At 70.0% G+C, this 17,305-nt stretch carries 19 protein-coding genes; 2 read left to right on the forward strand and 17 right to left on the reverse strand.

From position 1 onward, the window contains the following. Nucleotides 1–30: 30 nt before the first annotated feature. Genes NVU01S_RS18805 through NVU01S_RS18885 form a run of 17 tightly spaced genes read right to left on the reverse strand, consistent with a single transcriptional unit; the run spans nucleotide 31 to nucleotide 14,951 of the window. Nucleotides 31–1,233 (reverse strand): aminotransferase class I/II-fold pyridoxal phosphate-dependent enzyme, encoded by a 1,203-nt coding sequence (locus NVU01S_RS18805; protein ID WP_043666460.1) that lies wholly within the window; start codon nucleotides 1,231–1,233, stop codon nucleotides 31–33. Further along, nucleotides 1,230–2,411, reverse strand: a complete 1,182-nt coding sequence (locus NVU01S_RS18810; RefSeq protein WP_043666463.1) for a glycosyltransferase — start codon at nucleotides 2,409–2,411, stop codon at nucleotides 1,230–1,232. Before NVU01S_RS18810 ends, NVU01S_RS18805 begins: the two co-directional genes overlap by 4 nt. After that, nucleotides 2,411–3,574, reverse strand: coding sequence for a nucleotide disphospho-sugar-binding domain-containing protein (locus NVU01S_RS18815; RefSeq protein WP_043666466.1), 1,164 nt, complete (start codon nucleotides 3,572–3,574; stop codon nucleotides 2,411–2,413). The genes NVU01S_RS18810 and NVU01S_RS18815 overlap by 1 nt, the downstream gene beginning before the upstream one ends. Before the next feature lie 11 nt (nucleotides 3,575–3,585). Beyond that, entirely contained in the window at nucleotides 3,586–4,317 is a 732-nt protein-coding gene (locus NVU01S_RS18820) for a VC0807 family protein (protein ID WP_043666469.1), read from the reverse strand. After that, nucleotides 4,314–5,519, reverse strand: coding sequence for an FAD-dependent oxidoreductase (locus tag NVU01S_RS18825; RefSeq protein ID WP_043666472.1), 1,206 nt, complete (start codon nucleotides 5,517–5,519; stop codon nucleotides 4,314–4,316). Before NVU01S_RS18825 ends, NVU01S_RS18820 begins: the two co-directional genes overlap by 4 nt. Nucleotides 5,520–5,567: 48 nt before the next feature. Further along, nucleotides 5,568–6,524: an amidohydrolase family protein gene (locus NVU01S_RS18830; RefSeq protein WP_043666476.1), complete on the reverse strand. Its 957-nt coding sequence runs from the start codon at nucleotides 6,522–6,524 to the stop codon at nucleotides 5,568–5,570. Further along, entirely contained in the window at nucleotides 6,521–8,962 is a 2,442-nt protein-coding gene (locus NVU01S_RS18835) for a PEP/pyruvate-binding domain-containing protein (protein WP_052280320.1), read from the reverse strand. Before NVU01S_RS18835 ends, NVU01S_RS18830 begins: the two co-directional genes overlap by 4 nt. Before the next feature lie 2 nt (nucleotides 8,963–8,964). Beyond that, a complete protein-coding gene (locus NVU01S_RS18840) occupies nucleotides 8,965–9,285 on the reverse strand; it encodes an antibiotic biosynthesis monooxygenase family protein (protein ID WP_043666479.1) in 321 nt (106 codons plus the stop codon). Then, complete coding sequence (locus tag NVU01S_RS18845) at nucleotides 9,282–9,632, reverse strand: antibiotic biosynthesis monooxygenase family protein (RefSeq protein WP_043666482.1); 351 nt, start codon at nucleotides 9,630–9,632, stop codon at nucleotides 9,282–9,284. Before NVU01S_RS18845 ends, NVU01S_RS18840 begins: the two co-directional genes overlap by 4 nt. Then, nucleotides 9,632–10,363, reverse strand: coding sequence for an SDR family NAD(P)-dependent oxidoreductase (locus NVU01S_RS18850; RefSeq protein ID WP_043666484.1), 732 nt, complete (start codon nucleotides 10,361–10,363; stop codon nucleotides 9,632–9,634). Before NVU01S_RS18850 ends, NVU01S_RS18845 begins: the two co-directional genes overlap by 1 nt. Before the next feature lie 28 nt (nucleotides 10,364–10,391). Continuing rightward, a complete protein-coding gene (locus NVU01S_RS18855; protein WP_043666487.1) occupies nucleotides 10,392–10,877 on the reverse strand; it encodes an anthrone oxygenase family protein in 486 nt (161 codons plus the stop codon). Continuing rightward, a complete protein-coding gene (locus NVU01S_RS18860) occupies nucleotides 10,877–11,392 on the reverse strand; it encodes an SRPBCC family protein (RefSeq protein WP_209444766.1) in 516 nt (171 codons plus the stop codon). The genes NVU01S_RS18855 and NVU01S_RS18860 overlap by 1 nt, the downstream gene beginning before the upstream one ends. Next, nucleotides 11,389–11,667 (reverse strand): acyl carrier protein, encoded by a 279-nt coding sequence (locus NVU01S_RS18865; RefSeq protein ID WP_043666490.1) that lies wholly within the window; start codon nucleotides 11,665–11,667, stop codon nucleotides 11,389–11,391. The genes NVU01S_RS18860 and NVU01S_RS18865 overlap by 4 nt, the downstream gene beginning before the upstream one ends. A 50-nt stretch (nucleotides 11,668–11,717) precedes the next feature. Next, complete coding sequence (locus NVU01S_RS18870) at nucleotides 11,718–12,956, reverse strand: beta-ketoacyl synthase N-terminal-like domain-containing protein (protein WP_043666492.1); 1,239 nt, start codon at nucleotides 12,954–12,956, stop codon at nucleotides 11,718–11,720. Further along, complete coding sequence (locus NVU01S_RS18875; protein WP_043666495.1) at nucleotides 12,953–14,218, reverse strand: beta-ketoacyl-[acyl-carrier-protein] synthase family protein; 1,266 nt, start codon at nucleotides 14,216–14,218, stop codon at nucleotides 12,953–12,955. Before NVU01S_RS18875 ends, NVU01S_RS18870 begins: the two co-directional genes overlap by 4 nt. Nucleotides 14,219–14,220: 2 nt before the next feature. After that, nucleotides 14,221–14,631 (reverse strand): cupin domain-containing protein, encoded by a 411-nt coding sequence (locus tag NVU01S_RS18880; protein ID WP_202804938.1) that lies wholly within the window; start codon nucleotides 14,629–14,631, stop codon nucleotides 14,221–14,223. Then, on the reverse strand, nucleotides 14,628–14,951 hold the full coding sequence (locus tag NVU01S_RS18885; protein WP_043666500.1) for a TcmI family type II polyketide cyclase: 324 nt from the start codon (nucleotides 14,949–14,951) through the stop codon (nucleotides 14,628–14,630). The genes NVU01S_RS18880 and NVU01S_RS18885 overlap by 4 nt, the downstream gene beginning before the upstream one ends. A 161-nt stretch (nucleotides 14,952–15,112) precedes the next feature. Between NVU01S_RS18885 and NVU01S_RS18890 the strand changes: the two genes are divergently transcribed. Together NVU01S_RS18890 and NVU01S_RS18895 are read left to right on the forward strand one after the other, a co-directional pair. Beyond that, nucleotides 15,113–16,153: a methyltransferase gene (locus NVU01S_RS18890; RefSeq protein ID WP_063775939.1), complete on the forward strand. Its 1,041-nt coding sequence runs from the start codon at nucleotides 15,113–15,115 to the stop codon at nucleotides 16,151–16,153. Next, a complete protein-coding gene (locus NVU01S_RS18895; RefSeq protein ID WP_043666503.1) occupies nucleotides 16,150–17,289 on the forward strand; it encodes a cytochrome P450 in 1,140 nt (379 codons plus the stop codon). The genes NVU01S_RS18890 and NVU01S_RS18895 overlap by 4 nt, the downstream gene beginning before the upstream one ends. Nucleotides 17,290–17,305 lie beyond the last annotated feature (16 nt).

A 17,305-nucleotide genomic window follows, 5' to 3' on the forward strand; every position in this document is an offset into this window, starting at 1 on the left:
GGAGGCGGATGCCGCACAGACCGAGCGCACCTACGCCGCTTGCCCACTGCTTCCCATCGCCGCGCGGATGTCGGAACCGTTGGCGGCGATGAAACTCAGTAGGTCGCAGATGCGGGTGATGTCGTGGGGGTCGAGGTCGGTGCCGGTGGGGAGGACGAAGGTGTCGCGGGCGACGCGGTCGGTGCCGGGGAAGGCGCGGTCGGTTCGGTACGGTGCCATGCGGTGGCAGCCGGGGTAGAAATACCTTCTGGTGTAGACGTTTTCGGCGGCCAGGAGGGCCAGGATGTCGTCTCGGGTCACGCCGATGCGTGCGGTATCGCAGTCGACCACGAGGTACTGGTAGTTGCTGCGTTGCGACTCGTCGATGTCCAGCAGGGTCAGCCCGTCGACGCCGTGTAACCCCTGCCGGTACCGGTGGTAGTTCTCCCGGTTCCGGGCGACGAAGTAGTCCATCGAGTCCAGCGAGGTCAACCCCATCGCCGCCGCCGCTTCGCTCAACTTCGCGTTGGTGCCGACCGACACCACGTTGTCACCACTGGAGATACCGAAATTCCTTAGACGACCCGCCTTTTCGGCTATCTCCGGATCATCGGTGACCAGTGCCCCGCCCTCGAAGGTGTTCACGAACTTGGTCGAATGGAAGGAGAACACCTCGGCGGTGCCGAAACCACCGATCGGCTTGCCCGCGTAACCGCAGCCGAACGCGTGCGCCGAGTCGTAGATGAGCGCGAGCCCGTGCCGGTCGGCGACGTCCTGCATCGCCTCCAGCGCCCTGGGCCTGCCCCAGATGTGCACGCCCAGAATGCCGGTGGTGTCCGCGGTGATCAGTTCTTCGACGCTGCGCGCGTCGGCGCTGCCGGTCCACGGGTCCACATCGCAGAACACCGGCGTCACCCCGAGCCAGGCGGCGGCATGTGCGGTGGCGGCGAAGGTGAAGGCGGGCACGATCACCTCGCCGCGCAATCCCGCTGCCTGCACGGCCAATTGGAGCGCGGAGGTGGCGTTGCAGGTGGCGACGCAGTAGCGCGTGCCGGCGAGTTCGGCGACGCGGCGTTCGAATTCGCGGCTGAGTTCGCCGCCGTTGGACAGCCATTTGGCGTCGAGCATCCGATCGAAACGATCGAACAGCACGGCCCGGTTGCCGATATTGGGCCTGCCGAACACTACGGGCGATTCGAAAGCCGGTGTGCCGCCGAATATCGCGAGGTCGGCGCGGCGCTGTTTGGTCGTCACAGCAGGGCCTCCAGATCGTCGAGCAACACGTCGACCCCGGGCAGGGCATGGATCTGACGTTGCAGGCGGCGCGCCGAGCGGCGAAAGCCCGGCTCGGTCAGTGTTCGAGTGCAGGCCAGCGCTATCGCGTCGACCGAGAGTTGGTCCAGGGGAACCACGGTCGTGGTCCCCGTGGCCGCCGCCTGCCCGGCATTGTGGCGATGGTCGTCGAGCACCGGGATGTTCACCATCGGCACGCCGAGCCGCATCGCTTCTTTCATGCTGTTCAGTCCGCCGTGCGTGACGAACAGGTCGGCGCCTTCGAGCATCAGCGGCTGATCCACGAATTCCACCAGCCGGACGTTCGACGGCAGCGCACCGAAGGCCTCGGTCTTGCCGCCCGCGCCGACGGCGAGGACCGCGGTGCAGTCGACCCGCCCCAGGGCCTCGATCACCGTGCGGACGAACGCATCCGCGCCGGGCAGGCCGTAGACGATGGTGCCGAACCCGGCGAACACGAACGGGCGATCCAGGTCGAGTTCGGCGAGCCAGCCGGGCAGCCGGTCGCTCTGGAATCCCGCATTGGGATGCCGATAGCACCGGGTGTTGGGCAGGATCATCTCGGCGGCAGAGTATTCCGGCGGCAGGAAGTTGGCGTGCAGGTAGTGGTAGAGCCGCGCGCCGCCGGGGTCGGGCGGCAGACCGAACCGAATCCGCCCCTCGTCCAGCGGCGCGGCCGATTCGGCACCGGTCATCGCCTCGACGCCGCCGAACGAGGCGATCGAAACATGGGGGATGCCCAGTACTTCCGCGGCCAGGTAGCCGCCGAGTTCGTCCAATTCGCGGATCACCAGATCCGGTTTCCACTGCTCGGCGAGGGACAGCAGATCCGCACAGGTGGCCTGCCCCATATGGCCCGCGAAGCCCGCGGACATGCGGCGGCCGAGGACCCGGAACACGTCGGCGGCTGCCGCGAAGTCCAGTTCGCTCAGGTTCGCGGGCAGCCAGCTCGCCACCTCCGCGCGCCAGTCGTAGCCGCCGACCAGCTGGGGCAGCCCGTAGGCGGCGATCTCGGCGGCCTGCGGTTGCGGCGCGAGCACGGCCACCTCGTGGCCCCGGACGCGCGCGGCCCTGGCGATCGGCACCAAGGGGCGCAGGTGCCCACTGGCCGGTTGGGTGGTGAAGACGATGCGTGCCATCAGCGGACTCCGGCCAGCTCGGCCAGTGCGTCGACCACGTGCGCGACCGGCGGCTGCGCCCGCATCTCGTCGCGCAGCCGCTCGGACCGCACCCGGAAATCCTTGTCCTCCAGCAACTGTCGCACCTCCTTGCGTACCGCGTCCGGTTCGAGAGCGCCGCCGAACAGCCACCGGCAGGCCCCGGCCGCGGCGAGCTGCTCGGCATTGGCCACATGGTCGGTGAACAGCGGCGTGAGCAGTTGCGGCAGCCCGTAGTGCAGCGTGGTCATCAGCGCACCGCCGCCACCCTGATGGATGACCAGGGCGCAGTCGGCGAGCAGCAGATGCAGCGGGGTGGGGCCGAGGAAGGTGACCGTCTCGCCGTCCTCGGTGAACGCCGGTGCGGCAGTGGGATTCGCCAAGACCAACGTCTCCACCCCGAGTCCCGTCAACCCGGGCAAGACCTGGTCGACGAACGGAATTGCCCGTCCGGCAAGCTGTTCGACCGCGCTGCTGCCCAGCACACAGACTCGGGGCCGCCGAGGTTGCGGCAGACCGACATCCGCGGCCGCGACCGGTCCGTTGAAGGGGGCGAACCGAATCGGTAGTGTCCGCACCCCGGTGTCGTATTGCAGCGATGCCGGGCACGGATCGACGGTGGCCGCGCCCAGCGTCTCCACGGTGTCCAGGCCGAGCTCGGCGCACAGTTCGCGCAGCGCCTCCGGCTCGAATTCCCGGGTCCGATAGGTGTAGTCGATCCCCCAGATATGCCGGACGGCCGGGATGCCGAGCACCGCGGCCACCAGGGGTCCCGCGTAGGTGGTCGGATCGAACACGATCAGATCCGGCTGCCAGCGCCGGGCGAAGGCCAGCAGCGGCCCGACCGCGCGCTGCGCGATCACCCGGTAGGTAGCGACGTTGCCCGCCCCCCAGTGCCGAATATCGTGCCAGCGCACCGGCCCGTCCTGATCGACCAGCCAGCTGAAGTACTTTCCGGCCTGGGCGTGCAGGTCGACATCCTCGCCGACGACGACAGCGGTCAGCCCGCTCTCACCGATCGCGGTCGCCAATCCGGCGGAGCTGGCCACCACCACCTCGTGCCCGCTCGCACGCAGCGCCCAGCCGAGTTGCACCAGCGGAGTCAGATGGGACCGCCACGCCCACGTGCAGATGATGACGCGCATCCACTCCCCTTTCAGGCTTCGGCGACCGAGTCGCGTTCCACCGCAACCGAAGTCCGCGCGAAACTGAGTTCGCGCACCGGTGCGTCGACACTGCCGACCGGCTGCCGGTGCAACGCCGCACGCAGCGGCCCGGACAACCGCACCGTCGTGAAGATGAGGACCGGCAGCGTGATCAACGTCGGCAGTTGCCCGGCGAAGACGGCGACATCCAGCGGCGTGCTGTAGATGATGACCACCCTGGCGATCGCCGAGCTGATGAAGCCGACGCCCCAGAGCAGATTGATCAGCCGCAGCCGGCCGCGGAACTGCGCGTCGTGCGCCCAGCCGCCTTCCCATGCCGCCACCAGCCGCGGGTCGCCCTTGGTCACGAAGGGTGCCACCACATCGAAAACCACTGCGCGCCCGACATAGTTGGTGACCAGCCCGTACACGCCGCCGACGAACGGCATCACCGCCGACTTGGCCAGCACCAGCCGCGGATCGCCGGTGATGAACACCAGCAGCAGCGTGGCGAGCAGCATCACCAGGATCATCACCGAGAACGCGTTCACCCGGCGTTCGGTGAGCACCCGCCACACGGTGCGCAATCCGGCCACGACCGCGCCGATCGAGAGCGCGATGACCGGCGAGACACCGAACACGAGGTGCAGCACCACGAAACTGACCACGGGCGCGGCCATGTCGAGTGCCATCGGCGCGGCCGCGGCGAGCGCGGGGTAGCGCTTCTTCACTGTCGGGCTCATCGGGCACCGCCTTCCACCAGAGGTCCGGTCCGGAACAGTTGTTCGGATCCGTGCAGCGAATTGCGCACGGCCGCATAGCCGTAGTCCCGCATCTCCGCCTCGTATCGGCCGATCGCGGCGACCGGGTCCACCCCGTCGACGAGTGCCAGCGCGAGATGTTCGGTCAAGCCCGCCGCGTCGCGCAGCGCGGTGTTGGCGCCGATCCCGCCCACCGGTGCGGTCGCGTGGATGGCGTCGCCGAGCAGGGTCACCCGGCTGGGTGACCAGTGCACGCCGGGCTCGGTGACCCGGATGGAGAGGGGAAAGACCTCCTCCACCAACGATTCCGCCATGATCCGGCGCAGCAGCGGACTCCAGTCGGTGGTGTGTTCGAGCGCCAGCGCGTGCAGCTGTGCGGGTGTGAGCGCGAAGAAAGCCGGCTCGTCGACCCCGAACACTTCCCGCGGTGCGACCAAGGTCCACTTCAGGTAGCTGCGCACCGGATCGATCGCGCTGCCGGGCGCGAACCGGCGCACCGCCTCGCCGATCTCGGTCTGCGGTTGAAAGATGCCGCACGCCAACGTCTTCGGTCCCGGCGCCAGCACCGGGCGCGATCCGCCGAACAGCACGGGCGGCACCCAGGAAAGGTTGTCCAGGTCCAGGTTCATCTGGCCGTAGATCGCGCGCAGCCCCGTGTCGAGCAAGCCGATCTCGGGGAGCAGTTGCCCGCGCACCGCGGATCCGATGCCGTCCGCGCCGACCAGCACGTCGGCCACCCAGGTGGTTCCGTCGGCAGTGTGCACGCGCACCCGCTCGCCGGTCTCGTATCCGATTACGGCGGTGTCGAAGTGGACGTGGTCGCCGAGCCCGGTCAGCAGGATCTGACGCAAGGTCTTGCGATTCACGACGGTGCTGGCGCGCGCGGGATCGACGGGCCCCCCGGGATGCGCCACCGAGAAGATCTCGCGCAGTTGCTCGTCCAGGCCGATGCCGCGGGACATGTAGAGCGGGTTGGCGGTGGCCATGGCCAGCTCGTAGAGATTATCGGGCAGGCAGGCCGCCAGTGCCGCGCGCCCGTGCGCGTCGATGCGCAGCCGCAGGCCTTGGAACCGCGCGTGCGCGGACGGGTCGCGCTCGAGCACGGTGGCCTCGATCCCGTTCTTGCGCAGCCCCTGGGCCAGGCACAGTCCGCCGACGCCGGCGCCCGCGATCACCACATGCATCAGCTTCCAGTTCCCTTCGCTCGGCCGGACATGGTCATACGGTGCCCGCTACTGTTCGGACATCACTGGATCCGGACTCGGAGCCGCACCGGCGGCCCAGCCGGTGAACAGCCGCCGGGCGGTCCGCTCCCCCGCTGCCGCCGCGCCGGGCAACCGCGCGTACTGCTCTTCCAGGGCGCGACCCGCGGCGGTGACGGCGGCGTGCGGCGCGGCGCACCAGTCGGTCCCGAACAGAATCCGGTCGGGCGGCACCGTGGCGAACAGGCCGGGCAGCGCCGACGGACCGGCCAGCGCGGTGTCGTAATAGAAGCGCCCCAGCTGCTCGCGGATCCGGACCGGATCGGCGCCGAAGAAGCCGTGCGCCAGCGCTTCCACCCGGAACGCCGCGTACGGCAGGAACCCGCCCGCGTGCGCGAGCACGAACGAGATGTTCGGATAGCGGTCCAGGGCCTCCGAGAGCACCAACCCGATCGCGCCCCGCGTCGTGTCGAGCAGGAAGTCGGCGAGCACAGCGGGCACCGACGAGCCGGCCGAGTCCGGCGGCATCATCGGATGCACGAGGACCACCGCACCGCGGCGGTCGAGTTCGGCGAGCACCGGCTCGAACAGCGCGTCCCCGAGGTAGTCGGACCCGGAGTGCGGGATCAGCACGAACCCGTCGGCGCCCAGCGTCTCGCGCGCGTACTCGATCTCGGCCAGTGCGGCGTCGATGTGCGGGATCGGCAGCGCGGCAAGCAAACCGAACCGCCCGGGGTGCGCGGCGGCGAACTCGGCGACGGCCTCGTTGGCTTCCCGGCAGAAGAACTTCGCGGTGGCCGCGTCCGGAAGGTACTCCACCGGAATGGGATTGGAGATCACGGCGTAGTCGATGCGTTGTTCGGCGAGCACCTCGAAGGTCTCGGCGAGAGTCCACGGAATCTTGAACGGCGCACCCATGCGGCGCATCAGCGCGGCGACCCGCGGCACGATGGCGTGATGGTGGACGTCGATGCGCCCCGGTGTCATCGCACGACTCCGCCGTCGGCGTCGAGCACCCGCACCACTCCGGCGGTGCCGTCGACCTCGACCAGTTGTCCGTCCCGCAGCCGCTCGGTCGCGCCCGCAGCCGCCACGACGGCCGGAATGCCGTACTCGCGGGCGATGATCGCCGGATGCGAGAGCAGGCTGCCGTTGTCGGCGATCAACGCGCCGAGGCTGGGGAACACCACCGACCACTGGGCGGTGGTTTCCGGGCAAACCAGCACGTCACCGGCGCGAATCTTGCCGAAGTCCGCGGCTCCCAGCACTATTCGGGCCGGTCCGCGATACTTGCCCGCGGCGGCCGCGACCCCGGCCAGCGTGCCGTCGGCGGCGTCCGCGGCGCCGCGCTGCGCGCCGAACAGGCTCATCGACCAGGTCGCGATGTCCATGACATGGGACGCGGCCGCGGAGGGCGGCGTCATCCCGGGTTCGAGCACGAGCGGGCGTGGCGGCGTCCCATAGTGTTCCGGCCCGGGGTGCGTGGCCGCCCACAGGTGCCTGCCGCGTCCGTCGCGCACGCTCGCGATGCGATCGCCTGGCTCGGTGAGCGAGGCCAGCGCGGTGTGGTGGTCCAAGTAGAAGACGTCGTCGACACACTCGATCGCGCTGCGCGCGATTAATCTTCGGCCCAGGTCCAAGACGGCGTAGCGGACCAGCGCCCACGCGGATACCGCGAGATAGACCTTCTCGTCGCGCACCGGCGCCACCGCTTCGGCCGCCGCCACGGCTCGGTGGAACTGCTCGCGCTGCTCGGCCGGGGCGTCGGCGAGACCCGCTGCTGCCGCGTCCAGCGTCTTGTCGATCCGCGCGCGCAAAGCCGCCTGCTCGCGCTCGAGGTCGAACGGCGCGTCGATCTGCGCGAGTACCAGGTTCAGCAGTATCTCGGGCTGTTCGGCGAAGGTCGGCTCGGTGAGATCGAAGCCGAGCGTGCGATGGCCGTGCGCACGGACATAGTCGGCGAAGGCCGCCGCGAACTCGCTGTCGATCTGTGGCAGCCGGACGGCAGCCTCCCGGGTGCCCGCCGTGAGTGCTTCGCGCACAGCGGGTTTCGCGGCGGCCAGCCGAGCGAGCGCACCGAGCCCCACCGCCGCCGCCATATGCGCGCCGGTCAACCCGCCACGCAGAGACAGGGTTTCGGCAGCCGACCAGCCGAGCAGCTCCCCGGCGAGCACGCCCAGCTGCCCGTTGAGGCAGACACCCGCGCCGGTGAGCCGGAAGTAGGCCATGTGCAACTCGGTGAACAGCTCCAGGAGCGCGGCGAAATGTGTGCGGAACGCGGCGTCGTCCAGCTCCGGCAGGGTGAACGACACCGCGCGCAGTGCCGCGATCCGCTCGGTGAACTCGCGTCGCTGCGTCGAATGCCACTGGGCGACAAGTTGTTCCGGCGCACCGGCGGCGAGATCGCCCGCGATGCGTTCCAGCCGCTCGATCAACGCGGGCATGGTGTCCGGCGGCGTCGTGGTGTAGATCCAGCCGCCGATCGCGTGCACCGACAACTGGTTTCCGGTGGTGAAGGCGAACACACCGGGTGCGGCGGCGGCGAACACCGGCAGGAAGACGGACTCCTGCACGGGCGTCCACGGCGCGCTCACCCGCGCGTCGCGCACCGAGAACCCCTCGGGCACCACCACCGGGATCGGCACCGGTGCGACCGCCGCGGCCAGGGTGGTGATCGGCCGCGCCTGCACGAGCCACAGCCCGGTCTCGTCGAGCGCCCATTCGATGTCCTGGGGCGCTTCGAATTCGGCCGCCACCCTGGTGGCCAGCGCGGCGACCTCGGTGGCCGCGTCGGGAGTCAGACCGGCTGCGCCGGTGCCGGAACGCAATGTGGCCCGTCCGTCCCGCACCGCCCATTCGTCGGCGACGGCGGAGCCGTCCATCAACTGTTCGGCCAGACCGGACACCGCGCTCACCACGGCCTCGTCCGGATCACCGGTCACCGGGTTCACGCTGAACGCCGCGCCCGCCGCGCGCGCCTCGACCATGCGCTGCACCAGCACGCCCATCCGCGGTGTCTGCGCGTCGGCGGCGGCCGACCCGCGGTACACGGCGACCCGTTGTGCGCGCGCCGAGCGCCAGCAGGTGTCCACGGCGGCCAGCACGGCATCGATCCCTTTGACGCCGAGCACCGACTCGTACTGTCCCGCAAACGATTTACCGGCGAGATCCTCTTCGATGCCGGAGGACCGCACGGCGACGCCGACCCCGTTCGCGTCCAGCTCCGCCAGCGCGGTCGCGATCTCCGCGACGAGTTCGGGCACCGCCGCGGCACTCTCCCCTGCCGTCGCCGCCTGCCAGTCGATCGCGAAGCCATCCGGCACCGGATAGCCCGCCCGCCGTAACCGGGCCAGCACGGCGGCTTTCCGGCCGACGCGCTCGGTGTCGCCGAGATCCAGCTGCGCGAAGGCGATGACGTGGCCCACGGCTACTCCGCTCCCGGTGCGCGATGCGCGGCGGCCACCTCGAACACCTCGAACACCTTGCCGCGCGAGCCATCCTGATAGGGCCGCAGCGGCGAGGTGGCGCCGCGATGCGACATCCCGAGCTCCCAGGTGCGGAAGGCCGCGAAGGACTCCCACTCGCTCAGCACCGCGCCGCTGTCGCCCGCGCCGCGCAGCAGTTCGTTGCCGAGCAGCCCCGGCGTGCCCGCCAATTCGGTGCTGATCCGGTGGTAGGCGTCGGTGACCGCCGCGGCGTCGGCCTCGGTGATGGTGAGGTACACCAGCACTCGAACGTGTCCGGTCACGGCGCGGTCCCCTGCCGGGCGGACGCGGCGCCGGTCAGGGCGTGCAGCACCGTGGCCACCGCCATGGAACCCTTGCTGCGGTACGGATGCAGCCGGGCGCGGTGGTGCAGGTGCTGTTCACTGCGCTCGTAGACCCGGAACGAGGCCTCGTCCACCCAGTCGCTGACGATGTAGTACACCGCCGTCTCCTCGGTGCTGCGGGACAGCCACTGCCCCAGGTTGGCCGGTTGATCGGTGATGATCGAGGCGCCGTCGAGCCAGGCCTGCTCGAAGGCGGCCTCCTGCCCGGGGATCACCTCCATGCGCAGCATCACCCGGAACACCGTGCCCGCGATGGTGTCGGTCATCAGATCCCTCCGTCGACGTGGATGGTCTCGCCCGTGACGTACGCGGCGCCGTCACCGGCGAGGAAGGCGACCACGGCCGCGATATCGTCGGTCGTGCCGAGCCGGCGCAGGGCGGTCATCCCTTCGTAGCGCGCGGTGACCTCGGCAGGTAGTTCGACCTCGGTGGCGGTGACGCCGGGCGCCACCACGTTCACCCGGATACCTTGCGGCCCCAGCTCTTTCGCCAGCGACCGGGTCAACCCGATCAGCCCGGCCTTGGCCGCGGTGTAATGCGCGCGCAGCGGGATGCCGACGGTGGCGACGCGGGAGCCGATATTGATCACCGACGCACCCCGGTCCAGCAGCGGCAGCACCTGCTGGGTGACGTGGAAGGCGGCGGTCAGACCCGTGTCGAGCACCCGATGCCATTCCGCCAGCGGCAGTTCCGCGAACGGCACGTGGCTGATCGCGCCCGCGTTGTTGACCACCACGTCGAGTCGGCCGTAACGCTCCCGGCAGGTCTGTGCCAGCGCGACCACCTGATCGGGATCGGTCACGTCGGTCAGCACCAGGTGATGGTCACCGCCGATCGCGGCGAGTTCCTTGGCCAGCAGGTCGACGTGGTCGCCTGGCGTGTGATAGCAGGCGATGACCTGCGCCCCGGCCTCGGCCAAGGTCTTGGTGATCGACGCGCCGATACCGCGCACGCCGCCGGTCACCAGCGCGGTCTTGTTCGCCAGTGCTTGCCCCATCTCGACTCCTCTTGAACTCGGGCCGGTTTCACCCGGCGAGCGCGGTGGTCAGCACCGCGACGACGAAAGCGGTCAGGGCCGACCCGGTACGCACGACGTTCCAGCGCCGCCAGCGCCTGCGCGGGTCGCGATCGGCCCAGTCCACGGGTTGATGCGCCGGATCCAGGCTCGCCACATAGCGATTCACCGGCAGGTTCTTCGTCACGGAGATACCGACGGTGCACAACAGCAGTGCCGAGGAGGTCGCGAAACCGAAACGCGCCGTGGCGGACTCGTCCAGCACGACCGCGTGCACCAGATACGCCAGCAACGCGGTGATGTTCAGCAGCGGCATGGCCGGATCGAAACGCGGCCACATGAATCGCACCCCGCTGACGTACTCCCGGTAGGACTGCACGCCCTGATAGGGCGCGACACCGATCACCGTGGCGAGCATGATCCCGGTCCCCAGCCCGTTCGCGGCGAGCCCCGCCGCCAGCAGCAACGCCCCCGCCGGGCCCGTGGCCGCGGACATCAGCCCGCGCCGCCCGCGGTATGGCGTGCCTCCAGGATCTGCTTGATCCGGCGCATCTCCCGCGGCGAGTTGACGTTGATCCGCTCGGCCATCTGCTCGTCGCTGATCGGCGCGGTCGGCTTCAGGCGGAAGCGCTGGCTCCAGCGCATCCGCACACCCTCCGCGTCCGGCGTGTACTCCCAACGCAGGTACATGAATTCGAACGGCCCGGTCTCCACCCGCCGGGCGTGTACGACACCGCCGTCGGCGTCGAGCAGCCGTTCGGAGACCCAGCTCCAGACCGCGCCGTTCGGGTCCGGGTGCATGGTGAGCCGGAAGCGCACGTAATCCGGTCGCTGCTCCAGTATTTCGACCGCCGCGTACTCGCTGAACAGTCCGGGCCACGCGGACACGTCGTTGGTGTCGGCCCAGACCCGGTCCAGCGGCGCGTTGATCACCACCGCGTTCTCGGTGACCAGACCGCCGGTGGCCGCGTCCGCGAAGACCGCGCCGATCTCGACGCCGTCGGCGCTCATTGCGGCCGCGCCGGGACGAGTTCGGCGGCGAGCTGGGCGTTGACCGCCGCCACCAGGTCCGCCGGGGTGCTGGTGCCGACGACCTGGCCGTCCTCCAGCCGCACCCCGAACCGGCGCCGGATCAGCGCCTGGGTTTCGATCAGCGCCAGCGAATCCAGGCCGAGTTCCTCGAACCCGATATCCGCGATGTCGCCGGTGGTGTCGAACTCCTCGTCCAGTTCGCCGAAGGCCTGGACCAGGATCGGTCTCAGATCGTCGATCGTGAACTCTGCCATCGTCGTCCCTCCTGTTACCTGTGCAACGAGATATGTTGCGGCCGGGCCGTTCATGACGGCCCGGCCAGCACGAGCGCGGCGGCGAAGCCACCGTGGCCGCGGGCGAGCACCACCGCGTGCCGCAGCGGACGCGATCGTGGTCCGTCCACCACCAGGTCGAGTTCGGGATGGGCCGAACTGATCGCCCCCGGTGTCGGCGGGATCGTCTGGTACCGCAGGGCGAGTAGCGCGGTCGCCACGTCGAGCGCCGAACCGCCCGCGTACAGCCGCCCGGTCAGGGTTTTGGGCGCGGTCACCGGCACCGCGCGCCGGCCGAACACCGCGGTGAGCACCGCCGCCTCGGCCGCGTCCAGTTCCGGCACGGCCATCGCGTCGGCGAACACCACGTCCACCTCGTCCGGCGCGCAACCGGCATCGGCCATGGCGCGCACCAGCACTCGATGCAGCCCGGTACCGGTCGCGGGCGTCGTATCGAAGGCGGCGGCGTAGCCGGCGATCCGGCCGTAGCTTTTCGCGCCGCGCGCGGCGGCCGCGGCGGCGGGCTCCACCGTGAACATCGCGCCGCCTTCACCCGGGACGTATCCCGCGGCCGCCGCGTCGAACGGCAGATAGCCCCGCTCGGGATCGGTTGCCGTACTGAGCAATCCGCTCGCGAGCTGGCAGGAATAGGCATAGGGGGACAGTGGTGCCTCGGTGCCGCCGGCGAGCATCAGCCCGGTGCCGCGGCGCAACTCCCGGCGGGCCTGACCGAGCGCGTCCAGCCCGGCCGCCTGCTCGGTCACCACGACCGAACACGGTCCCTTCGCACCGTTGCGGATCGAGACCTGTCCGGTGGTGGCCGCGTAGAACCAAGCGATCGACTGGTACGCACTCACCTCCGCGGGCCCGCCGGACCACAGGCTCGCGATCTCCCGCTGACCGAATTCGTTGCCGCCGGAGGAACTTCCGGTGACCACGCCGACGGATTCGCCTGCCGCCGCGGCCGGTTCGATACCGGCGTCGGCGAGGGCCGCCGCCGTGGCGGCGAGCCCGAAGCCGGTCCAGCGGTCGGTCTGCACCGACAGTCGTCGTGGAATATGGTGCTTGGCAATGAATTCGGGGACCGGTGCATGCAGCACGCTGGGGTAACCGGCGTCGCGATACTGTGCGCTGACCTGGATCCCGCTGGTGCCCGACAAGCAGGCTCGCCAGTGCGCGTCCGCGCCGATCCCGGTCGGCGCGATGACACCGATCCCGGTCACCACCGCGTCCGCGGTACGCGGGCGCGCAACGGCCAGTTCGACACTCATGCCAGCGCCGCCACATCCGAGAGCACCATCGCGGACTGGAAGCCGCCGAAACCGCTGCCGACGGTGAGCACCGAGCGCAGCCGTACGTCGCGCGCGGTGCGCGGCACATAGTCCAGGTCGCAGAACGGGTCCGGTTCGGCCAGATTCGCCGTCGGCGGCACCACCTGATGCCGCAAAGCCAAAGCGCAGGCGGCGATCTCGATCGAGCCGATGGCGCCGAGCGAATGCCCCACCATCGATTTGATCGAGCTGACCGGTACCCGGTACGCGTGCGGCCCGAGCGCGCGCTTGAGCGCCATGGTCTCGTGCCGATCGTTCTGCTGGGTACCCGAACCGTGCGCGCTCACATAGTCGACGGCGGTCGGGTCCAACCGGGCGTCGTCGAGCGCCGCGCGGATCGCGCCGGCCAGCTCCAGCCCGTCCGGGCGTAACCCGGTCATATGAAAAGCGTTGGCCCGCCGCGCTTCTCCGGGCAACGCACAGTAGATGCCGGCACCGCGGCGCCGGGCCCGCCCGGCGGTCTCCAGCACGAACATCGCCGCGCCCTCGGCCAGCACGAAGCCGCTGCGGCGCCGATCGAACGGCCGCGAGGCGCTCGCGGGATCGGCGTCGTCGGCGGTGGTGGCCAGGATCGCGTCGAACGATGCGGACGAGATCGGCGAAATCGGGGCCTCGGTCGCACCGGCCACCGCGACCTCCGCCGAGCCCTCCCTGATCAGTTCCGCGGCATGGGCGACCGCGTCGATACCCGCGGTGCAGCCGGTCGAGATCAGCGCGCTCGGTCCACCCGCGCCGACCGCGCGGGCGACCTCGGCGACCGTCGCCGACGGCACGAGATAGGAATAGCCGTGCGGGGAGAGCGTCCGGGGATCGACCACCCAGCTCGTGCCGGACTCGCTGATCCCGACGAACTCACGTTCCAGGCTGGTGGTCGCGCCCACCGCGCTGCCGATCACCACGGCGGTCTCCGCCGCGCATTCGGCGAATTCCAGTCCACTGTCCGCGACCGCCTCCGCGGCACTGACCAGCGCGAACTGGGTCATCCGGTCCAGTTCCGCGGCCCGGCGCGGGTCCAGGCCGTGCGCCGCGGGATCGAAATCGACCTCGGCCGCGATCCGCGAACGGAAGCCCGAGGCGTCGAACAGGGTGATCGGCCGGGTCGCGGTGCGCCCGTCGACCAGCAGTTGCCAGAAGTCCTTGCTGCCGATACCGCCGGGTGCCACCACCCCGAGTCCGGTGATCACCGGCGTGCGCTCGTCCATGACTAGCCGGACACTTTCGGCTGCGCGGCGTCCGGATCCGGCAGCGGCTCGGTATCGACATGGCCGAGTGCGGGTTCCGGGGCCAGCGGCGCCAACTGGAACACGGCCTCGGCCGGCGCCGAGCCGTCGTTCTGCACCCGATGCCGGACGCCGATCGGGACGAAAACCGCACTGCCCTGGGCCACCTCGACCGGCGCGCCGTCGAGCAGCACGGTCAGCGAACCCGCGACGACATAGAGGAACTCTTCCGAATACGGGTGATAGTGCTCGCTGACGAACTCGCCCGGCGCGAGCCGCAGCACCCCGAGAAAGCCGGAGGTCGACTCGACCGTGCGCGGGCTGAGCAGCACCCGCAGGTCGCCGCCGCGCCGGGCGTTCGGCGCGATATCGGCCGCCGCCACCACCCGCGTCACGGCCGGGTCCACTGGTAGAAGGACCGGGCCATCGCATCGGCCGGGCTGCGCCAGCTCGGTGAATAGGGCTGGATGAAGGGCAGCAGCCCCTCGTTGATCTCCTGGAACAGCGGATGGGTCCGCACCTCGGCGACCCGCTCGGCCACCGCCGCGTCGGCCTCGATCAAATGGAAATACAGGTCGTGGAAGGTGAACAGGGTGCGCCGCCGCACGCCCACCAGGGCGGGGAGTTCGGTCTGGTCCGAGCGCGCGAACAACTCGGCGACCTGCTCGCTGTCCCCCGGTCGCATCCGCGCCACGATCAGACTGAGCTCCGACATCTCGACCTCTCCTCATGTTGCTCAACTGGCCCAATGAGATTCGTGGACTCTGGCACCCCGTGATCGAGGCGCACTGTGGGAGCGATCGAGGACACCCCGTGCGCAGCGCGATCGAGGACGGCACCAGTGATCGTGGAGCGCGCGAACCGACGATCGCTCGCATGTCGACCGAGATCACCGCGCGTGGGCAGGCGCAGCAGCAGCTGCTCGGATTGCTGGCCGGGAAGATGGTCTCCGCGACCATCTGCACGCTGGCGCGGATCGGCCTCGCCGATCACCTCACCGAGGGGCCCCGCCCGGTGTCCGAGCTGGCCACGGCCACCGGCACCGACCCGGACATGCTCTACCGCTTCCTGCGCACCGCCGCCGGCGTCGGCCTGTTCAGCGAGCACGCGGACCGGTCGTTCGGACTCACCGAGACCGGCGCGCTGCTGCGCTCGGACGTGGATGGTTCGCTGCGCTACCTGGCCTACCTCTACGGCGAGGAGAGCGTCTGGAACTGCTTCGCCTACGCCGCCGACACCCTGCGCACCGGCAAACCCGCGGGCCCGGCCTTGCGCGGCGGGCGCGGCTGGTTCGAGTACATGGCCGACAGCCCCGAGTACGCGGAGGTCTTCCACCGCGCGATGACCGGCGTGAGCAACCGGGCGCCGGAGGTGGCCGCGAGCTACGATTTCGGCCGGTACCGGACGATCGCCGATATCGGCGGCGGGCAGGGCCGGCTGCTCTCGGCTATTCTCGCCGCCAACCCGCAGCAGCGCGGCGTGCTCTTCGACACCGAATCCGCCATCGGCGGCGCGGATTCCGTGCTCACCGAGTTCGGGGTGCGCGATCGGGTCGAGTGCGTGGTCGGCGATTTCTTCGACAGCGTGCCCGCCGGGGCGGACGCGTACCTACTCAAGGCGATCCTGCACGATTGGAACGACGCCGACTCGATCCGCATCCTGCGCAACATCCGCGCGGTCAGCACCGCGGACACCCGGGTCTACGTGATCGAGGCGGTGGTGCCCGGCGCCGGCGAATGGCATTTCAGCAAGGCGATGGACATCGCCATGGCGGTGAGCCTGGGCGGCAAGGAGCGCGAGCTCGCCGAGTGGCGAGACCTGTTCGCGCAGGCCGATTTCGAGCTGGTCGACACGGTGCGCACCGCACCGCCGCACTGGTTGATCAAAGCCAGGCCGATACCGCGGACGCAGCGATGAGCGGCTGCCCGTTCCCGTTCGCCTGGCCCGCAGGCCCGGCCCAGCCGGAGGCGCTGCTGCAGGCACACCGCGACCCGTTCCGCACGGTCACCCTGCCCAGCGGCGACGACGCGATGCTGGCCACCCGTTACCAGACCATCCGGGCCTTGCTCGCCGACCCGCGAATCAGCAAGGACCGCAACCGGTCCGGCGTGGCGAAAATGACCACCCGGCCGCAGAAGGTATTTCAGCGCCGGGTCGACATGTCCCCGCCCGCGCATGCCCGGATGCGGCGGCTGATCGCGCGCGAATTCACCGCCGCCCGAGTCGAAACCCTGCGCCCGCGGATCGCGGCCATCGTCGCGGAGTTGCTCGACCGGATGGCGGCCGGTGGCGCGGCGGAGCCGGTGGATCTGAATACCGCCTTCGCGTTTCCGCTGTCGATCCAGGTGATCTGCGAGCTGCTCGGCGTCCCCGCGCAGGACCGTCATCATTTCGGCGACACCAGCAATCCGCCGTGGGACTACATCCGCGAACTCATCGAACGCAAACGGCGGCAACCCGATTCGGATCTGATCAGCGCCCTCATCGCGGTGACCGACGCCGAGGACGGCCGCCTCACCCCCGACGAACTACACTTCTGGTCGACTCTGCTGCTGCTCGCCGGCTACGAGACGACGGCGAACCAGCTCGCGGGCGGTGTCGTGCTGCTGCTGCACCATCGCGACCAATTGGCGCTGCTGCGAGCGGATCCGGCGTTGATCACCGGTGCGGTGGAGGAACTGCTGCGCTGCCAGGTGGTCGGCACCTCGCTGTCCATGCTGCGCTACGTCACCGAGGACGTCACCGTCGACGATCGTGTTATTCCGCAGGGCACCAGCATCATTCCCGCGCTCGAATGCGCCAATCACGATCCGGCGGTGTTCGCCGACCCAGGGCGGATCGACCTCACCCGGCGCGACGCGCAGCAGCTCACGTTCAGCGTCGGGCGGCACTTCTGCCCCGGCGCGCCGCTGGCACGCGCCCAGCTGCAGATCGGTATCGGCGCATTGATCGAACGCTTCCCGACGCTGCGACTCGCGGTCGCGCCCGAGCGCCTCGACCGCGTCGACGACCATTTCTTCCAGGGCTTCCGCACGGTTCCCGTGCGCTGGTGAACAGCAGGAAGGTGCG

It is taken from the genome of Nocardia vulneris, assembly GCF_001613425.1.
Lineage (GTDB): Bacteria > Actinomycetota > Actinomycetes > Mycobacteriales > Mycobacteriaceae > Nocardia > Nocardia vulneris.